At 66.7% G+C, this 17612-nt stretch carries 16 protein-coding genes and 4 pseudogenes; 8 read left to right on the top strand and 12 right to left on the bottom strand.

Features of this window, described 5'->3' with window-relative positions; genetic code table 11:
* Positions 1 to 67: 67 nt before the first annotated feature.
* From ACWY4P_RS44640 to hppD, 6 genes are read right to left on the bottom strand one after another with little or no spacing between them, the layout of a single operon-like run.
* Positions 68 to 706, bottom strand: a complete 639-nt coding sequence (locus tag ACWY4P_RS44640; protein ID WP_358708163.1) for a 3-oxoacid CoA-transferase subunit B — start codon at positions 704 to 706, stop codon at positions 68 to 70.
* Positions 703 to 1455, bottom strand: coding sequence for a CoA transferase subunit A (locus tag ACWY4P_RS44635; protein WP_456206530.1), 753 nt, complete (start codon positions 1453 to 1455; stop codon positions 703 to 705). The genes ACWY4P_RS44640 and ACWY4P_RS44635 overlap by 4 nt, the downstream gene beginning before the upstream one ends.
* A complete protein-coding gene (gene fahA / locus ACWY4P_RS44630; RefSeq protein WP_456206528.1) occupies positions 1455 to 2651 on the bottom strand; it encodes a fumarylacetoacetase in 1197 nt (398 codons plus the stop codon). The genes ACWY4P_RS44635 and fahA overlap by 1 nt, the downstream gene beginning before the upstream one ends.
* Positions 2648 to 3499 (bottom strand): hypothetical protein, encoded by an 852-nt coding sequence (locus tag ACWY4P_RS44625; RefSeq protein WP_456206527.1) that lies wholly within the window; start codon positions 3497 to 3499, stop codon positions 2648 to 2650. The genes fahA and ACWY4P_RS44625 overlap by 4 nt, the downstream gene beginning before the upstream one ends.
* Positions 3496 to 4707 carry a homogentisate 1,2-dioxygenase domain-containing protein gene (locus ACWY4P_RS44620; RefSeq protein WP_456206526.1) on the bottom strand — a complete coding sequence of 404 codons (1212 nt, stop codon included), beginning with the start codon at positions 4705 to 4707 and terminating at the stop codon, positions 3496 to 3498. Before ACWY4P_RS44620 ends, ACWY4P_RS44625 begins: the two co-directional genes overlap by 4 nt.
* A gap of 19 nt (positions 4708 to 4726) precedes the next feature.
* Entirely contained in the window at positions 4727 to 5863 is a 1137-nt protein-coding gene (hppD, locus tag ACWY4P_RS44615; RefSeq protein WP_456213269.1) for a 4-hydroxyphenylpyruvate dioxygenase, read from the bottom strand.
* A gap of 249 nt (positions 5864 to 6112) precedes the next feature.
* Here hppD and ACWY4P_RS44610 point away from each other — a divergent pair, with 249 nt between their 5' ends.
* Positions 6113 to 6628 carry an Lrp/AsnC family transcriptional regulator gene (locus ACWY4P_RS44610; RefSeq protein WP_385140874.1) on the top strand — a complete coding sequence of 172 codons (516 nt, stop codon included), beginning with the start codon at positions 6113 to 6115 and terminating at the stop codon, positions 6626 to 6628.
* A gap of 724 nt (positions 6629 to 7352) precedes the next feature.
* Here ACWY4P_RS44610 and ACWY4P_RS44605 read toward each other — a convergent pair.
* Positions 7353 to 8443, bottom strand: a pseudogene (locus ACWY4P_RS44605) (integrase core domain-containing protein).
* Between the two features lie 74 nt (positions 8444 to 8517).
* Here ACWY4P_RS44605 and ACWY4P_RS44600 point away from each other — a divergent pair.
* On the top strand, positions 8518 to 9267 hold the full coding sequence (locus ACWY4P_RS44600; protein WP_456206524.1) for an integrase core domain-containing protein: 750 nt from the start codon (positions 8518 to 8520) through the stop codon (positions 9265 to 9267).
* Between the two features lie 379 nt (positions 9268 to 9646).
* Here the strand turns inward: ACWY4P_RS44600 and ACWY4P_RS44595 are convergent, their stop codons facing one another.
* Positions 9647 to 10186 carry a hypothetical protein gene (locus ACWY4P_RS44595; RefSeq protein ID WP_456206522.1) on the bottom strand — a complete coding sequence of 180 codons (540 nt, stop codon included), beginning with the start codon at positions 10184 to 10186 and terminating at the stop codon, positions 9647 to 9649.
* A gap of 243 nt (positions 10187 to 10429) precedes the next feature.
* On the opposite strand from ACWY4P_RS44595, the gene ACWY4P_RS44590 reads away from it, so the two are divergent.
* Both ACWY4P_RS44590 and ACWY4P_RS44585 read left to right on the top strand, forming a co-directional pair.
* Entirely contained in the window at positions 10430 to 10855 is a 426-nt protein-coding gene (locus tag ACWY4P_RS44590; protein ID WP_456213268.1) for a DUF4259 domain-containing protein, read from the top strand.
* 51 nt (positions 10856 to 10906) lie between these two features.
* Positions 10907 to 11647 (top strand): hypothetical protein, encoded by a 741-nt coding sequence (locus tag ACWY4P_RS44585; protein WP_456206520.1) that lies wholly within the window; start codon positions 10907 to 10909, stop codon positions 11645 to 11647.
* A 78-nt stretch (positions 11648 to 11725) separates the two neighbouring features.
* Here ACWY4P_RS44585 and ACWY4P_RS44580 read toward each other — a convergent pair whose 3' ends face one another.
* Complete coding sequence (locus ACWY4P_RS44580; protein WP_456206519.1) at positions 11726 to 12214, bottom strand: DUF4265 domain-containing protein; 489 nt, start codon at positions 12212 to 12214, stop codon at positions 11726 to 11728.
* A gap of 109 nt (positions 12215 to 12323) precedes the next feature.
* Positions 12324 to 12728: pseudogene (locus tag ACWY4P_RS44575) on the bottom strand (integrase); the annotation flags it as partial.
* Between the two features lie 95 nt (positions 12729 to 12823).
* On the opposite strand from ACWY4P_RS44575, the gene ACWY4P_RS44570 reads away from it, so the two are divergent.
* From ACWY4P_RS44570 to ACWY4P_RS44560, 3 genes are all read left to right on the top strand, one after another.
* Positions 12824 to 13426, top strand: a complete 603-nt coding sequence (locus ACWY4P_RS44570; protein WP_456206518.1) for a hypothetical protein — start codon at positions 12824 to 12826, stop codon at positions 13424 to 13426.
* Positions 13427 to 13465: 39 nt separating this feature from the next.
* Positions 13466 to 13810 carry a phosphomannose isomerase type II C-terminal cupin domain gene (locus ACWY4P_RS44565; RefSeq protein WP_456206516.1) on the top strand — a complete coding sequence of 115 codons (345 nt, stop codon included), beginning with the start codon at positions 13466 to 13468 and terminating at the stop codon, positions 13808 to 13810.
* Between the two features lie 214 nt (positions 13811 to 14024).
* On the top strand, positions 14025 to 15110 hold the full coding sequence (locus ACWY4P_RS44560; protein ID WP_456206514.1) for an integrase core domain-containing protein: 1086 nt from the start codon (positions 14025 to 14027) through the stop codon (positions 15108 to 15110).
* Positions 15111 to 15284: 174 nt separating this feature from the next.
* On the opposite strand, the gene ACWY4P_RS44555 is transcribed toward ACWY4P_RS44560, so the two are convergent.
* A complete protein-coding gene (locus ACWY4P_RS44555) occupies positions 15285 to 15869 on the bottom strand; it encodes an N-acetyltransferase family protein (protein ID WP_456206512.1) in 585 nt (194 codons plus the stop codon).
* Positions 15870 to 16276: 407 nt separating this feature from the next.
* Positions 16277 to 16728: pseudogene (locus ACWY4P_RS44550) on the bottom strand (integrase); the annotation flags it as partial.
* Positions 16729 to 16847: 119 nt separating this feature from the next.
* Here ACWY4P_RS44550 and ACWY4P_RS44545 point away from each other — a divergent pair.
* Positions 16848 to 17550 (top strand): annotated as a pseudogene (locus tag ACWY4P_RS44545) (transposase); the annotation flags it as partial.
* Positions 17551 to 17612: the final 62 nt, after the last annotated feature.

The following is a 17612-nucleotide window of genomic DNA, read 5'->3' as shown; positions in this document are numbered from 1 at the left end:
GCGGTGCCCGGCGGCACGTCATGGCAGCAGCGGTGATGCGGCTTGGCCTGCGACGTGCGCGCGGTGGTCAGGCGAGGGCCGAGACGAAGGGGGGCTGCGTGTGCGCGCGTACGTCGTCCTCGGTAACGCCGTGGGCGAGTTCACTCAGGACGAGACCGCCTGCGGTGACGTCCAGGACGCACAGATCGGTGATGATCCGGTGGACCACGCGGCGGCCGGTGAGCGGCAGCGTGCAGCGATTGACGATCTTGGGGGCGCCGTCCTTCGCGGTGTGTTCCATCAAAACGATGACCCGGCTGGCGCCGTGCACCAGGTCCATCGCACCACCCATGCCCTTGACCATCTTCCCGGGGACCATCCAGTTGGCAAGGTCCCCGTCGGCCGAGACCTGCATGCCGCCCAGGACGGCGGTGTCGATGTGACCGCCGCGGATCATGCCGAAGGAGGTGGCGGAGTCGAAGAACGCCGCGCCGGGCAGGACGGTGACGGTCTCCTTGCCTGCGTTGATCAGGTCGGGGTCCACCGCGTCGGCCGCCGGGTAGGGGCCGGTGCCCAGGATGCCGTTCTCACTGTGCAAGACAACCTGTACGTCCGGTGGGATGTGGTCGGGAATCAGCGTGGGAAGGCCGATGCCCAGGTTGACGTAGTCGCCGTCGGCCAGCTCGGCCGCGGCCCGAGCGGCCATCTGGGGGCGTGTCCAGCTCACAGGGCCTCCCGCACGGTGCGCTTTTCGATCCTTTTCTGCACGCCGCGGGCGGGCACCACGCGCTGTACGTAGATGCCGGGCAGGTGCACATCCTCGGGGGCGAGGCCGCCGGGCTCCACGAGATGCTCGACCTGAGCGATGGTGATGCTTCCCGCCATGGCCGCAGGTGGGTTGAAGTTCGCCGCGGACCGGGCGAAGCGTAGGTTGCCGTGCCGGTCCCCTATTTGGGCGTGAACGAGTGCGAAGTCGGTGGTGATGGACTCCTCCAGCAGGTACTCGCGCCCGGCGAAACGGCGGGTCTCCTTCGGCGGTGAGGCGAGGGCGACGCGGCCGTCGCTGTCGTAGCGCCAGGGCAGGCCTCCCTCGCCCACCGCAGTGCCCGCGCCTGCGGGGGTGTAGAAGGCGGGGATGCCCGCCCCGCCGGCCCGCAGGCGTTCGGCGAGGGTTCCCTGAGGGCACAGTTCGACTTCGAGCTCTCCGGCCAGGTATTGGCGGGCGAACTCCTTGTTCTCGCCGACGTAGGAGGCGGTGACCCGGCTGATGCGTCCTGCGGACAGCAGTATGCCCAGGCCCCAATCGTCAACACCGCAGTTATTGGAGACCACACGCAGGTCGCCGATGCCGCGGGCGTGCAGGGCGGTGATCAAGGCATCCGGGATGCCGCAGAGCCCGAATCCTCCCACCGCCAGTGACGCTCCGGACGGCACGTCCACGACCGCGTCGGCCGCGGAGGAGATCACCTTGTCCATCAGGCGTCACCACCTGCGGGCAGGATACGACCGGTGACCTCGCCGAAGCCGATACAGGTTCCCGCCGACCCCGGTGCCGTGGCCGAGATGCTGATCTCGTCGCCGTCCTCCAGGAAGGTACGGCTGGTGCCGTCGGGGAGAGTGATCGGTTGCCGGCCTCCCCAGCTGAGCTCCATCAGGGAGCCCCGCTGGTCCTCGGCCGGGCCACTGACCGTACCCGACGCGTACAGGTCACCGGTGCGGACCGAGGCGCCGTTGGCCGTCATGTGGGCCAGCATCTGCGCGGGTGTCCAGTACATGGAGGCGTACGGTGGCCGGGAGATGACGTGCCCGTTGAGGCGGACCTCGAGTGTCAGGTCCAGCCCCCACGGGTCGGTGTCGGCCAGGTAGTCCAGCACCTGCGGGTGGCGGGGCGGCGGGGTGACCCGGGCGTGGTCGAGCGCTTCGAGAGGGACGACCCAGGCGGAGACGGACGTGGCGAACGACTTGCCCAGGAACGGGCCGAGCGGCACGTACTCCCAGGCCTGAATATCGCGGGCCGACCAGTCGTTGACCAAGCAGACGCCGAAGACGTGATCGGTGAACTCCTTGACGCCGGTCGGCCGTCCAAGTGAGGAGCCGGTGCCGACGACGAATCCGACCTCGGCTTCGATGTCGAGCCGCTGCGACGGGCCGTAGACCGGCGCGGACTGCGGGGAGGGCTTGCGCTGTCCTTGGGGACGGCGCACGGCAGTTCCCGAGACGACGATGGTGCCGGACCGCCCGTGATAGCCGATCGGCAGATGCTTCCAGTTCGGCGTCAGCGGATCGGAGTCGGGCCGGAACATCCGCCCGATGTTGCTTGCGTGGTGTTCGCTGGCATAAAAGTCGACGTAGTCGCCGATCGTGAACGGCAGGTGCATCCGTGCCTCGCGGATGGGTACCAACGCTGGGGTGACGGTTGCGCGGTGGCGTTCGTCGGTGAGCAGTTCGGTGACGCGGGCGCGTGTCTCGTTCCAGCGCCGACGGCCCTGGGCGAGGAATCCGTTCAGGGCGGGCTCGGCGAACGCGGGGTCACCGAGTGCCGCGGCCAGGTCAAGCACCCACTGCCCGATCCGCACACCCACTCGGCGGCCCGGGCCTGTGCGGGAGAAGACGCCGTAGGGCAGGTTCGTCACGCCGAAGGCGGAGTCCTTCGGCACATCGAGCCAGGTCATCGGTTCTTCTCCTCAAGGGGGTGCATCAGATTGAGCGCGACGAGATCGGTGATCGGGTCGAAGATGCTGCAGGTTCCGAAGGACACGAAGCAGGCGCGGGCCACCATCAGGCGGCGCGGATCGACCGATCTGATCTGCCGTGTGACCTCCTGGGACGATCGCTGGGCAAGCACGGCCGCCACGTCGAGACGGTCTGCCCCGTCGGCGGCAGCCGCCGTGGCGAGCAGGACGTTGAGGAAGCCGTGCTGTTCCAGGACACCGTCGGTGTGCCGTACTGCGTGGTGGAGCCCTGCCGTGCATTTGAAGGGCACTCCACGCCGGACAGCGCTCAAGATGGCTTGTGCCAGTTCCCACTCGTCGGGATGTGCTTCGGGTTCCGCACCTCCCGTGCGGAACTTGGCCCTGTAACGGGTCGCAGCGAGCGTGTCGAGGACCGAATCCTGCTGTGCTCCTCGGGGTACCTCGAGATAGCAGGGCACGTCCTCGGGCAGTTGGTCATCGAGCATTCTCAGGGCCTCCGCCAGCGGCATGCCGACGGGCAGGACGACCTCGACAGCCTTGAGAGGGCTTGCCGATATGCGCTCTGCCTGCTGCAACAGTGCTGTCAGGCCTGCCTGGCCCGGCAGGAGAAGACTGAGCGGTAGCGGCCGTCGGCCGTCCCACACGGCGCGGAGCTCGTTCAGGCGCTCTGCCGGGCAGACGAAGGGGCCCAGCGTGGGGGCGTACCAGGTCCTGTGGTGGCTGCCGTGGTCGGTGACAGCCTGTGGCATCGGCATATTGCCGGGTGGGAAAACGGCAGCATCGTCGAAAAAGGTCTCGAAGACGTCCGCGAAGACAGAGCTCGTCATCGGTCCCCCGTGCCGGCCCAGGTCCAGGCATAGCCGGAGTCTTCGCATTCCGCAGCAGCCTCGCCGAGTTCCAGGGGGTGGAACGTGTCGACCATGACGGCGAGCTCGTCGAAGAACTCAAGGCCCAGGGACCTCTCGACCGCGCCGGGTTGTGGGCCGTGAGAGTGTCCGCCGGGGTGCAGGCCGACCGAACCCTGGTCGATACCGGAGCCCTTGCGGGCCTCGTAGTCACCGCCGCAGTAGAACATCACTTCATCGGAGTCGACGTTGGCGTGGTAATACGGGACAGGCACGGCGAGGGGGTGGTAGTCCACCTTCCTGGGAACGAAGTTACAGATCACGAAGTTTCCTGCTTCGAACACCTGGTGCGCCGGCGGTGGCTGGTGCACGCGTCCGGTGAGCGGCTCGAAGTCGCTGATGTTGAAGGTGTAGGGATAGAGGCAGCCGTCCCAGCCGACCACGTCGAACGGGTGGCTCTGCTGCACGTGCACGGTACCGGCCACGCCGCCGGCTCCTGACCCTCGGTGCTTGATGTAGACCTCGGTCTCACCGCCCTCGACGATCAGCGGCTGCGCCGGACCATGTAGGTCACGCTCGCAGTAGGGGGCGTGCTCCAGCAGCTGCCCATAGCGCGAGAGATACCTCTTGGGAGGAACGACGTGGCTGTTGGCCTCGATGATGTAGGCGCGCAGCAGCTCCCCCGCGGCCGGCTGCCAGCGGTGGGTGGTGGCACGCGGCAGGATGACGTAATCACCTTGGCGGACCGGGAGCGCGCCGAAGGTGGTTTCGACAGTGCCTGCCCCGGACTCGACGTAAACGCACTCGTCGCCAACGGCGTTGCGGTACAGCGGGCTTGGGCTGTTGGCCGCCACATAGGAAATCCGAACATCACCATTACCAAGGACCAGGCGACGGCTGGTGACCACATCGGTGGAAGCGCCGAGCCCACCGCCGTGGTCCGGGAAGAGGGAATGCAGTCGCAGGTGACGGGGCAGCAACGGGTGATTCGGCGTCGTGGTCTGGTCGGGCAGGTCCCAGGCGCGGGCATCGACGATGGCCGAGGGCACCCCGAGGTGGTACAGCAGTGCGGAGTCGGAGGAGAAGCCCTCCTCCCCGACAAGCTCTTCGTAGTAGAGGCCCCCGTCGGGGCGGCGGTGCTGGGTATGGCGCTTGGGCGGGATCACGCCCAAGCTGCGGTAGTGAGGCACGGCGGCAGATCTCCGGTGTCTAGAAGTTGCCGCGCTTGGCCTGCTCGCGCTCGATGGCCTCGAACAGGGCCTGGAAGTTGCCCTTGCCGAAGCCGAGCGAACCATGTCGTTCGATGAACTCGAAGAACACGGTGGGCCTGTCACCGATCGGCTTGGTGAAGATCTGCAGCAGGTAGCCGTCCTCGTCCCGGTCGACGAGGATGCCGCGTGAGGCGAGTTCCTCGATCGACACCCGCACCTGCCCGATCCGGGCCCGCAGTTCGGGATCGGTGTAGTACGTCTGGGGGGTGTCGAGGAACTCGACGCCCTTGGCACGCAGCACGTCGACGGTGGTGATGATGTCGTTGGTGGCCAGGGCGAGGTGCTGGGCACCGGGGCCACGGTAGAAGTCGAGGTACTCATCGATCTGCGAGCGCTTCTTGGCCACCGCCGGCTCATTGAGGGGAAACTTCACGCGATGGTTGCCGTTGGCGACGACCTTGCTCATCAGCGCCGAGTAGTCGGTGGCGATGTCGTCCCCGATGAACTCGGCCATGTTGGTGAAGCCCATGACACGGTTGTAGAAGTCGACCCACTCGTCCATACGGCCGAGTTCAACATTGCCCACCACGTGGTCCAGCGCCTGGAACAACCGCTTGGGCTCTCCTTGAGGCTTGACGTAACCAGAGCTCTGGGCAACGTATCCGGGGAGATAGGGACCGCTGTAGCGGGAGCGGTCGACCAGGGTGTGACGGGTCTCGCCGTAGGTGGCGATGGCCGCCAGCCGCACCGTTCCGTGCTGGTCGCTGATGTCGTGCGGCTCCTCCAGCACGACAGCACCCTGCGCCCGGGCGTGGCTGATGCACTTGTCGACGTCCGGCACTTCGAGGGCGATGTCGATGACACCGTCGCCGTGGCGGCGGTGGTGGTTCAGCAGAGAGCTGTCCGGGTCGACACCCCCCTTCAGCACGAAGCGGATGGCACCCGAGCGCAGCACGAAGGCGTGGTGGTCACGGTTACCGGTCTGGGGGCCCGAGTAGGCGACGAGCTCCATGCCGAAGGCGGTCTGGAAGTACAGCGACGCCTGCGTGGCGTTGCCCACCGACCACACCACCGCATCCCAGCCCCTGACCGGGAACGGGTCGCGCTGCCCGTCGTACTCGACGAGTCCGACCAACTGCTGAAGCTGCTCGAGGCCGAGCTCTGCAAGACGTTCCTGGCTGGTGAGAGTCTCTTCGACGGTCACGCGTTGTCCTCCTCGGCTCACGCTGTTGAATCGCTGGACGCCGAGGCAACAACAACACCTCCCCCTTACGCAAGAGTGACCTTCTCAGCTGCTCATCCTGACCATTTTGCCCACCTCATATTCTGTCTGGCTGTACACTTTGCATAGCTAGACAGCCAAGCAAGGTGCAAGGTGATCCTCATGGACGACAAGATGTCCCTCGATCTACTGGACATCGATCTACTGCGCACGCTGCAGAAGAACCCACGGATCGGCGTGCTAGAACTGTCCCGAAGCCTGGGGGTAGCCCGGGGAACCGTTCAGGCCAGGCTGGATCGCCTCGAACGCACCGGTGTGGTAGCCGGGTACGGGCCTGCCGTCAACGTGACAGCGGCAGGATTCCCTGTTCATGCCTTCGTGACTCTCGAAATCGCCCAGGGAGCTCTCGAGGAGGTCACCGATCACCTCACCGCGCTGCCTGCCGTCACCGAGGCGTACGCAACCACGGGCTCCTCCGACGTACTGTGCAAGCTGGCGGCCTCCTCCCACGAGGATCTTCAGACAAGTCTGCTCACGCTCAACCGCTCCCCCGCCGTCGTCCGTTCCACCAGCATCATCGTGCTGTCGACGGTCGTAGCACCCAGGACTCTTCCCCTGCTGGAAAGCCGCCCTGCCCAAGGGCCTCAGCGCGCCCCGGCGTACCGCAAGGAGACTTGACGAGGCACGGCTAGGGATAGCTTGCCTGGACCGTGACAGGGGCACAGTCGGTGCGACAGTCACTGGGGGCGAGAATCTTCGAAGCCCACCCACGGATCGCAGGACCGGTAATATCTGTTTTGGCCGCTGCACTCGCGATGGATGTCGGCCCGTCGCAGCACAGGTGTGAGCTGGCCGTGCTCACGTCTCCTCGGAAGGCGGCCCGCTAGGGCCTGCCCCTCCCCAACGCCATACTCACGCACGCCACCCCGGACGTACGCGGGGTCATCGGCATGCACCTCCACGAGGTTGCGACGGCTCAGGCCCTGGAGCTGTCGACCTGGCTCGGCAACCGCCACGCGTGGCCGGCAGAGTGGGACCGCGCCTGAGACATAAGCGGCGCAACACTACGGTGACGCCCGACCTCACCCGAGAGCTCGTCGGGAAGGTGCACGCGCCCGTCGACGCCTATCGCAACCGGGCCGCCAACGAGGACGACACCCATACCGCTCAAGTACGCGTCCACACACGCGCCTTCCCTCTCATCAGCCGATGAGGGTGTGCCGTTCAGAAATCTGTCGCGGCAGGTCAGGCCGCGTGTCTGTACTCGTTGATCAGGCCTGTAGCGTTCCAGAATGGCTTCACCGGACCTGACCTGGGGTAACGTACCTGACCACCAGGTTCCAGCATGATCAGTCCTCATGCTGGTACGACTCTGCGGGTGCCGATAAATCATCCGTGCAGTTCACGCCGCGTGCTGGTATTCGTGGAGGGTTCCGCCGAGTCGGTCTCGTCTGTGGACTTCCAGGTGGGCGAGTTGGGCTTGTTGGGTGATGGGCGTGGGTAGCGGGCGGCATGGGGCCGCCTGCTCCAGGGCCCTGTGCGGGCGGTGCTCGTTATAGAAGGATTCGTACTCGCGCAGGGCGTGGAGAAGGTGGCTCTGGTTCCAGATCAAGGTCCGGTCCAGCAGCTCCCTGCGGCAGGTCTGTATCCAGCGCTCCACGAGCGAGTTCATCCTCGGCATCCGAATGCCGGTGGTGACGACCTTGAGACCGGCATCGGTCATCAGGGCGTCGAAGGCGGCTGTGAACTTCGCGTCGCGGTCGCGGATGAGGAACTTCACCTTGCTGCCCGCGTCTTCGAGATCCATGAGGAGGTTGCGTCCGAGCTGCACGATCCACTCCACGGTGGGGTGTGCCGTGGCGCCGAGGACCCTGATACGACGGGTGGTGTGCTCGATGACGGCGAAGACGTACAGGCGCGCCCCGTCAGCGTGCGGACTTCGAAAAGATCGCAGGCGAGAAGAGCCTTGGCCTGGCTGCGGAGAAAGTCGGCCCAGGTGGTGCTCTGCCGCTCGGGTGCGGGTGGGATGCCGTGCTCGCGGAGGATCTCCCAGACCGTGGAGGCGGCGACCTTGATCCCCAGCGCCGCGAGCTCGCCGTGGATCCGTCGATACCCCCACGAGGCATTCTCCCTGGCCAGACGCAGGACCAGCGCGCGGATCGACCGGAGGGTGCGTGGGCGTCCACGTCGCCTGGGTACGCAGGTCGCGGCATGGCGCCACCTGAGCAGTTCACGATGCCAGCGCAACACCGTCTCGGGGCGGACCAGCAGCAGAAGGTGCCGCAGTCTGTCTTTGGGCAGGTGGCGCAGAAGGCCGGCGAGGATGGCACGGTCGCTGTCGGTGAAGCTCGGCTTGCCGACCTGACGCTGCAGGACCAGCAGTTGGTGCCGGAGTACGAGGATCTCGATGTCCTTGTCTCGGTCGCTCATCGGCAGGAGGCGTAGGAACGCCAGGGCGTTGGTCGTAGCGAGGTAGGCCAGGCGCAGCAGCACGACAGATCATGATGCCGCCCCGGCCCTTTGCGGGTGAAGGCACTTGGGCGAATGTCGAGGAGAACCGAAGATCCGTGATCAGGCTCCCGACCTGCGTGGATGATTTATCGGCACCCGCAGGATTCCGGCGCGTGCACGGTGAACTGCGCCGCCTCGGGCTCAAAGTCAGCCCCGCCACCGTGCGGCGGGTGCTGCGTGCCACCGGTCTCGGTCCCGCGCCGCGCCGCCAGCCGGCGCGCGGTGAGTGGGCTGCCTTCCTCAAGGCCCAGGCCAGCGGCCTGCTCGCCACCGATCTCTTCCATGTCGACACCATCAGCCTGCAGCGCCTCTACGCGCTGTTCGTCATGGAGGTGCGCACCCGCACCGTCCACATCCTCGGCGTCACCGCCCATCCCACCGCCGCATGGGTCACTCAGCAGGCCCGACAGTTTCTGTGGCAACTCGGCGATCACGCCGCAGATTTCACTCACCTCATCCGCGACCGGGACGCGAAATTCACGGCCGCCTTCGACGCCGTGTTCGCCAGCGAGGACATCAGCGTGGCCAAGATCCCTCCACGCAGCCCCAACTGCAACCCACACGCAGAACGCTTCATCCGCTCAGCACGGGAAGAGTGCACCGACCGTGTCCTGCTCTTCGACCGTGGCCACGCCGAGAAGATCCTCCACGACTACGCACACCACTTCAACACTCGCCAACCCCACCAAGGCCGAGACCAGCTCGCGCCCACCGACAACCCGAACGTCATCCCCCTGCCAGCAGCCAGGATCAAACGCCGACAAGCCGTCGCCAGCCTCATCAACGAGTACCACCGAGCCAGCTGACCATAGGAAAAATCCCAGCCCACAACCGATGAAGCAATTCTGAAGCACTACGCGTCGCCGACCTTCTCGCGGGACGGTCCTGGCCGGACGTGGCCACCGTCGCTCGCCTCGCCCACTTCACCGGCACCAACCTGTGGCCGCACAGCATCAACATCGATCGAAAGAGAGCGCATTGAGCCCCGATCTACGCCCGAAGACGCCCGACAGCGACCGGGCATGACGAAGTTCGTGGCTCCGCGCATCGAGGGGAGAGAGCCTCTACTACCCTCGATGCGCGGGAGCCACCTGCCAGACGGGCGCTCACGCACCCGGCACCGCCGAGTCGATTGGTAGTCCCTCGGCGGTGCCACGTCACCTGCCGCGCGCTCGCGGCCCCGGTTCACTCCCGAGCATCCCCCTGCCGCTGTTCACCCGCAGTGGCCGGGGCGATCGCGAACCAGGCCGTCGGGCCCTCCACCACCCGGCCCTCCTTCACCAGCCGCTTCAGCCGGGACCGAGTGGTCTCCACCCGCCGCCCCTTCGACGTGTCCGAGACGTCCTCTCCGATCGCCGCGGTGATGTCCTGCACCTTCATCGCCCGCCCCGCCCCCGCCAGCAGCACCAGCATCCGGTCACGGGCTGCCTCCCATTCCAGCGGGCCGGCAGACGCAGCTCCGTCGGCAGGCGCCACGGAATCACCGGGCTGCGAACCGTGGGGATCACGATTCGGCGCGGGCTCGTCGACGACATCCTCCGACGGCTGTTGCGCTTCACCTTCGTGCTCGGCGTACTCCCTGCCGACCAGCGATACGAGCGTCTCCCGCGTGATCGTCAGGTGGGCCAGCCGCTCCTCCGCAGCTGCGATCTTCTCCCGCAGCGCGTTCAACTCACCACGGACGACAGCCTCTTCCAGATCCAGACGCTCGAACAGCGACGTCATCGCGGTCCGCCCTCTCGCCACCTGCACCACGGCCCCAACGGCAGTCGAAGCCCGAGCCAAACGTAGGGCGAGCAGCAACAAGATCGCAGAGCGCGACCGCAGATGCCCGCAACCGACCGCACACGTTCGCCTTCCGCTCACCCGAAATCGACGCGGGACCACTCCTGCCCACCGCCCAGGCAGGGCTTCTGTCAGTGGCTGCTGTCAAGATGCCCAGAACCGGCCACGATGCAGGAGAACAACATGGGCACTTGGGATGTCGGGCCTTTCGACAACGACACTGCAGCGGACTTCAGCGGCACCCTCGATGAGGCCGCCGCGGACGCACGCGCGGGCATCATCCACGACACCCTCACACGCGTGATCGACACCGCCGGCTACCTCGAAGCACCCGAATCCGAAGAAGCCATCGCCGCAGCCGCCCTCATCACCGCGCAGTGCCCCGAGGGTGAGCCGGCCGATCCCGTCTACGGGCCGAAAGAGCCGCTTCCCGACCTCACCGGCATGCGCGACCTCGCCCTCCAGGCCCTCGACCGCGTCATGACCGAGCCGTCCGAGCTGACGGAACTCTGGGATGAATCGGATGGCGGTCCCTGGCGGGCGCACATCCGGAACCTGCGGAGCGTGCTCACGCCGCAGCCTCCCGGAGAACAGCTCAGCCTGATCTGAACCACCCGCACCCTCTACGAGTTATCCCCGAAGGTCACCATGAGCTGGGACGTGCTCCTACTCCGCCTGCCCGATGACGTCACCTCGGTGCAGCAGATCCCCGACGACTACACCCCCGCCCCGCTCGGCAGCCGGCACGACGTCCTCGCAGCCATCACCCAGGTCATCCCCGACACCGACCTCTCCGACCCCACCTGGGGCGAACTCCTCGGCCCCACCTGGTCCATGGAACTCAACATCAGCTCGGAAGACCCGGTCGACTCGATCACGCTCCACATCCGCGGATCCGGCGACGACGTCCTCACCCCTGTCTTCGGCCTCGCTGGAACCCTGCGCTGCAAGGTTCTGGACTGCGCCGAAGGAGACCTGATCACTCCACTGGAAACGTCCGGATGGCACGGCTTCCAGCAGTACCGCGACCACGTGCTCCGGTCCCATCACCGATGGCTGGGGCGCGAGGAGGCACTCTCCGTAACGGCGGAGGCGATCAATGCCACGAGGTTGTCGGTCCAGCAGTCAGACCCCTTGGTCGCGACTTCGACACCGCAGCTGCTGCATACGAGGTTGGGGCCGTCCTGGCCGGCGAGTCCGCAGCAGCCAGCGAGACGCCGTGAATCGGGGTGCAGCGCAGTCCCCGGAACGTCATCCGGGTGGAAGATCAGCAGGCTGGCATCGAAATTGACCTTGAAGGCCCCCGGGGTCATCCGGGGCGAGACGACCTCGTGGCTCACCGGCCGTTCGGGCCCCCTCTGCGGTTCCCCCGACGCCACCTCCCTTGTCAGGGGATGCTGACAGCTGCCGCAGTGAAAGATGGTCATACCGCCTTCCTCCTTGCCTCTGCGCGGTGAGAAGTGTGAGCTTTTATGGCAGTCACGCCGCTGCCGTGGCCCGCCACGCGGCGGTGACACACCCTTCCTCCCAGTGCCACCACCCCTTGGCCTCTCCATGCTCCAAGAGCTTCCGAATCCGAGGCAGATCCGCATCCGGTGGCACATCGAGCGCCACCATCCGGAACTGCTCGATCCCCTCGCCGGTCGTGCCGAGCCGGTGAAAGGTCTCCAGCACGGTCTGCCGAGCGGTACCTGAGCCGCCGTCCTTCATGACGATCAACCGGATGGTGCAGTTCTCCGAAGCCCGCACCGTCTCGCCAGCCCAGCGGACGCCTTCATCGTCGATCTCCACCCGGACGATGTCGTCGCTGGCGACTCCGCGTACGAACCAGGGAGTGTTGTCCAAGCGGACGGTGCCGTCGCCGAGGTCTACCGCCCACAAGCTCTCCACGCTCGCCGGCGGCCAGCCGTCCTCGTCCGCCTCCAGGCGGAAGCAGACCTTCACATGGTCGTCCCTGATGCTCGTCACCGCACCACCATCCACAGCCACCGCCATCGTGGGAAACGATCACCTCGCGAACGGGAAGCGATCTTCAGGGCGTCGCCTCGACTCTGGTCAGGGCTACTCGTGAACACCCGAGTTCGCCGTGGATCCGACGATACCCCCACGAGGCATTCTCCCCGGCCAGGCGCAGGATCAGGGCGCGGATCGATCGCATGGTGCGTGGGCGTCCGCGTCGCTTGGGCACGCAGGTTGCGGCATGGCGCCGCCGAAGTAGTTCACGATGCCAGCGCAACACTGTGTCGGGGCGGACCAGGAGCAGAAGGTGCCGCAGTCTGTCTTTGGGGAGGTGGTGGAGCAGGCCGGCGAGGATGGCGTGGCCGCTGTCGGTGAGGGTCGGCTTGCCGACCTGGCGCTGCAGGACCAGCAGCTGGTGCCGGAGTACGAGGATCTCGATGTCCTTGTCTCTGTCGCTCATCGGCAGGAGGCGTAAGAACGCCAGGGCGTTGGTCGCGGCGAGGTAGGCCAGGCGCAGCAGCACGACAGATCATGATGCCGCCCCGGCCCTTTGCGGATGAAGGCACTTGGGTGAATGTCGAGGAAAGCCGAAGATCCGTGATCAGGCTCCCGACCTGCGTGGATGATTTATCGGCACCCGCAGTGCTGGCGATCACGATGCGCCGCTCGGGGAACTGCCCCTCCGCCGTGCGGCTTCTCACTCGGGAGGCCGAAGCCCTCGACGGCGGGCAGGAGCAGACGGGGGCAGTCCGTACGACGCTCATGCTCACCGCGGCGTACAGCGCGGCGACGGGCAGGGACCGCACGACCGCGCTGGACCTCCTCGACGCAGCCGAGGAGGAGACCGCCCGCCGCGAGGCGACACCGTCCGGGCTGTTCACCGTCGATGCGACGCGCGCGCAGGTCGACGTCTACCGCATCGGCGTCCTCAACGCGCTCGGCACCCCGGACGAGGGCGTGAGCGTGGCGCGGCGGATCAACATCGACAGCATGCCGACGCCGGAGCGGCGCGCCCGCGCCTGGACCGACACCGCCCGCATGTGGCACGCCCTCCGGGACGGCCGGCAGACCCTCGCGGCACTGCGGCACGTCGAGCACGAGGCGCCGCAGGAGGTGCGGCGGCCAGCGCTCCGGGCGCTGACCGCCGATCTGCTCTACGCCCCGGCCCGCGTGCCCGGCGTGCGGGAGTTCGCGACCCGTACGGGCGCCATCCCCGCCTAGCTAGAGTGGGGCCGCCTGTCAGCAAGTGAAGGGAAAGCTGTGATCGGCGAATCCGACGACCGGCCGTGGGGTACCTGGACGATCCTCGACGAAGGCGCCGGTTTCAAGGTCAAACGGATCGATGTCAAGCCCCACGCGCGGCTCTCTTACCAAACCCACGAGCACCGCGCCGAACACTGGGTGGTCGTCGCAGGCACTGCATCATCGATCATCGAAGGTGAGACGGTCGTTTCCAGGGTCGGCGAGTGCGTCGACATTGCGATCGGGCAGCCCCACCGCATCGTCAACAATGAAGAAGAGCCGCTGACCATCATCGAGATCCAGCGCGGCGACTATCTTGGCGAGGACGACATCACCCGGCTAGCGGACGACTTCGGGCGCTGAAGGGTGTCTTTATTTCCGTGCGGTGGTTGACCTGGGGTTTTTCGATCGCCCAAGTATGGGCATGATCACTGACAGTGGGTCTGCGACTGCTCTACCTGATCTTCTGCCGACTACTGGGCTGCCTCCTCTTGCTGGGCCGATCGACCTGTGGGGCTCGGAAAGTCGTCGTCGCAGGTAACGTCAGGTATTCGGTCTCGGCTGGCAGCATGTCCGCGTGGCCGTCTCACTGGTGTACAAGATCGTCCGCAAGCTGCTGTCCATCCCCCGGGTACTGCTGCGCAGCCAGGCCACGAAGGACGCGGAGTTGCTCGTGTTGCGGCACGAGAACGCGGTACTGCGCCGTCAGATCAACGGCCGAGTGCGCTATGAGCCCTTTGATCGGTTCTGGCTGGCTGCGCTGTCGGGCCTGATACCCCGCTACCGGTGGCGTGAGGTCTTCCCGGTCACGCCCGGCACCCTGCTGGCCTGGCATCGCAGGTTCATCGCGGCGAAATGGGACTACAGCGCGCAGCGCGCTCGGACCGGGCGACCACCGACCAGGGCGGCGCTCAGGAAGCCGATCCTGCGACTGGCCCGGGAGAACACGGGGTGGGGCCACAGGCGGATCCAGGGCGAGCTGGCTCGCCTCGGGCATCCGATCGCCGCATCCACGGTGTGGGAGATCCTGAACGCTGCGGGCATTGATCCGGCCCCACGCCGCGCCGGCCCAACCTGGCGCGAGTTCCTCACGAACCAGGCCGAGGGCATCATCGCGGCAGACTTCTTCCATCTCGACACCGTGCGCGGACGCCGACTGTACGCGCTGGCCTTCCTCGAACACGGCACCCGGCGCCTCCACATCTCCAACGTCACGGCCCATCCCACCCAGGAATGGGCCGTACAGCAGGCCCAGAACACAGCCGCCGACCTCGGCATGCGGACGGAGTCCCTGCGGTTCCTGCTACGTGACCGCGACGGCAAGTACGGACAGTCCTTCGACGCCGTCTTCGAAGCCGATGGCATGGAGGTGATCAAGAGCGCGCCACGAACACCGAGAATGAACGCCCACTGTGAACGGGTGATCGGCAGCATCCGGCGCGAAACCCTCGACCACATCCTGATCACGAACGAGGCACACGCCCGACGAGTCCTGGCCGCCTACCAACGGCACTACAACACACACCGCCCTCACCGGGCCCGAGGCCAGCTACCTCCTGACACTCACCAGCAGCCCACCACCCTGCACAACCCCGACGCGCACAAACTCCTACGTACACATGTCCTCGGCGGCGTCATTAACCAATACCGCTATGCCGCTTGACCAGCAGCGATGACTTTTCGAGCCCGACACCTGTCCTCACCGCCGAACAGGTCGCCGACAGCATCCTGTTCGCCCTCACCCAGCCCGTCGGCGTCGACATCAACCACATCCAGCTCCGGCCCACCAGCCGACGAACTGACCGGTCGGATCGTGCCCTGAGATGCCGCCCGCCCGCTACTTCAGGGAGAGCCACATGTCGACGCTCTCGATCCCCCGTTCGCGAAAGACTCCGGCCGGCTTGAATCCCGCCTTTTCGTAGGCGCGGATCGCCTGGGCGTTGGAGGTTCGGGTGCCGCCGAAGAGGATGACGTGCCGGCATCCGCGCTGACGCAGGATGCCGAGCGCTCCCTTGAGCAGCTCGGTTCCGAGACCGTTGCCCTGCAAATGATCGGCGACGACGGGGGCGATGCGGCAGTCCGCGCCGTCCTCGATGGTCCACCCGAGATTCCGGTAACGCACCTTCTCGCCCTCCGGGATTGCGAACTGGGCCAGCAGATACGCCACCACGCGATCGTCACGGGCATCCGCCAGCACGAAACGCAGGGCGGTCGGGTCGTCGAGAGCAGCACAGATCCGCTCCGCTTCGGTCCGGTCGAGCGGGTGTGGGCTGTAGCGCTCCCTGGTCTCCGCCGAGAGTGCTTCGAGGAATTCCCCGAAACTGGAGGCGTCTCCGCTCTTCAGGGCACGCAGGGTGGCGACAGCACCATTGATCCCGGTGACCGGCCTCGCGAGGAACGGGTGCGCGGTGGATTCATCCATACCGGGCAGCGTAACCAACCTGTCCAGGGGAGGGGGAGGCTGTCGCGCAGCGCCCCGGCGTCGTGGCCAGCTCGCGAAATCAGGCCCCTGGTGCGGTGGTTGGCCAGCACGGGCTTGCGCAGACGCAGCAGCCGGTGCACCGTCGGGCGCGTAAGCGGAGTGCGACGCTCTGCCCCTGGCCCGGCACCGCTGGTCGACGCCATTGACCTGTGATGACTCCTGGACCGGGTGCCTGGCCCTCGTGGCCGTAGAGGCCGGATCTACCCGCTTGGCGCGCTGGACCGCGCCGTCGGCCTCTTCCTCGAAACTCGCCTCTCGATGGCCGCCCACGACTACCACCGTCCCCTGTCAACCCTCGGCCTCACCTGGCAAATCCGGACAGAGCCCGATTATGCAATGCCCCTGCATTCGGGGGCGGGTGGGATGCCGTGCTCGCGGAGGATCTCCCAGACGGTGGAGGCGGCGACCTTGATCCCCAGCGCGGCGAGTTCGCCGTGGATCCGTCGATATCCCCACGAGGCATTCTCCCTGGCCAGGCGCAGGACAAGGGCCCGGATCGATCGCACGCAGGTCGCGGCATGGCGCCGCCTGAGCAGGTCGCGATGCCAGCGCAGGACCGTCTCGGGTTGGACCAGCAGCAGAAGGTCGCAGTCTGTCTTTGGGGAGGTGGTGGAGCAGGCCGGCGAGGATGGCGCGGTCGCTGTCGGTGAGGGTCGGCTTGCCGACCTGGCGCTGCAGGACCAGCAGTTGGTGCCGGAGTACGAGGATCTCGATGTCCTTGTCTTTGTTGCTCATCGGCAGGAGGCGTAGGAACGCCAGAGGCATTGGTCGTGGCGAGGTAGGCCAGGCGCAGCAGCACGACAGATCATGATGCCGCCCCGGCCCTTTGCGGATGAAGGCACTTGGGTGAATGTCGAGGAGAACCGAAGATCCGTGATCAGGCTCCCGACCTGCGTGGATGAATTATCGGCACCCGCGCTGTTCTCCCCTATCGGCCGCACGATTCTGGCCGCTGCCCCCACCCCAGCCCAGGCAGCCAAGCTCACCCGCGCCCAGCTGCGCACACTGCTGGCCAAGGCCGGTCGCAAGCGCGGCATCGACGCTGAAGCCAACCGCCTCCACACCGCTCTCCGCGCCCCGCAGATGCGGCATCTCCCCCTGGTCGAACAGGCCATGAGACGCCAGACCACCGCCCTGCTGCGCCAGCTGGAAGCCGCCTGCATCAGCACAGACGACCTCGCCGAAGTAGCGGCGGAATCTTTCAGCACACACCCGGACGCCGAGATCATCACCAGCTTCCCAGGGCTCGGCTCACTCACCGGCGCCCGGGTGCTCGCCGAGATCGGCGACGACCGATCCCGCTTCACCAACGCGAAAGGCCTCAAAGCCTTCGCCGGGGCCGCACCGGTCACCCGGGCGTCCCAGCCTTCGCCGGGGCCGCAACCAACGCCTGGCCTCCGCCGGCTACGTCTGGGCCTTCTCCGCCCTCACCGCCTCACCCGGCGCCAGAGCCCACTACGACCGCCGACGCAAAGCCAAAGACAGCCACACCGCCGCCCAGCGCAACCTCTTCAACCGACTACTCGGGTGCCTCCACCACTGCCTGACCCACGGCATTCACTACGACGAAACAACCGCATTCCCCGCACCCACAAGCCCAGCCCCCGCAGCAGCCGCTTGACAGATCATCCGCATCGGATGTCTTGACCCCCAGGTCAACCTTTTTCGGCCTCTGCGTCCCCA

Source organism: Streptomyces sp. LZ34 (assembly GCF_053890475.1).
This window is presented reverse-complemented; position numbering and strand designations above follow the sequence as displayed.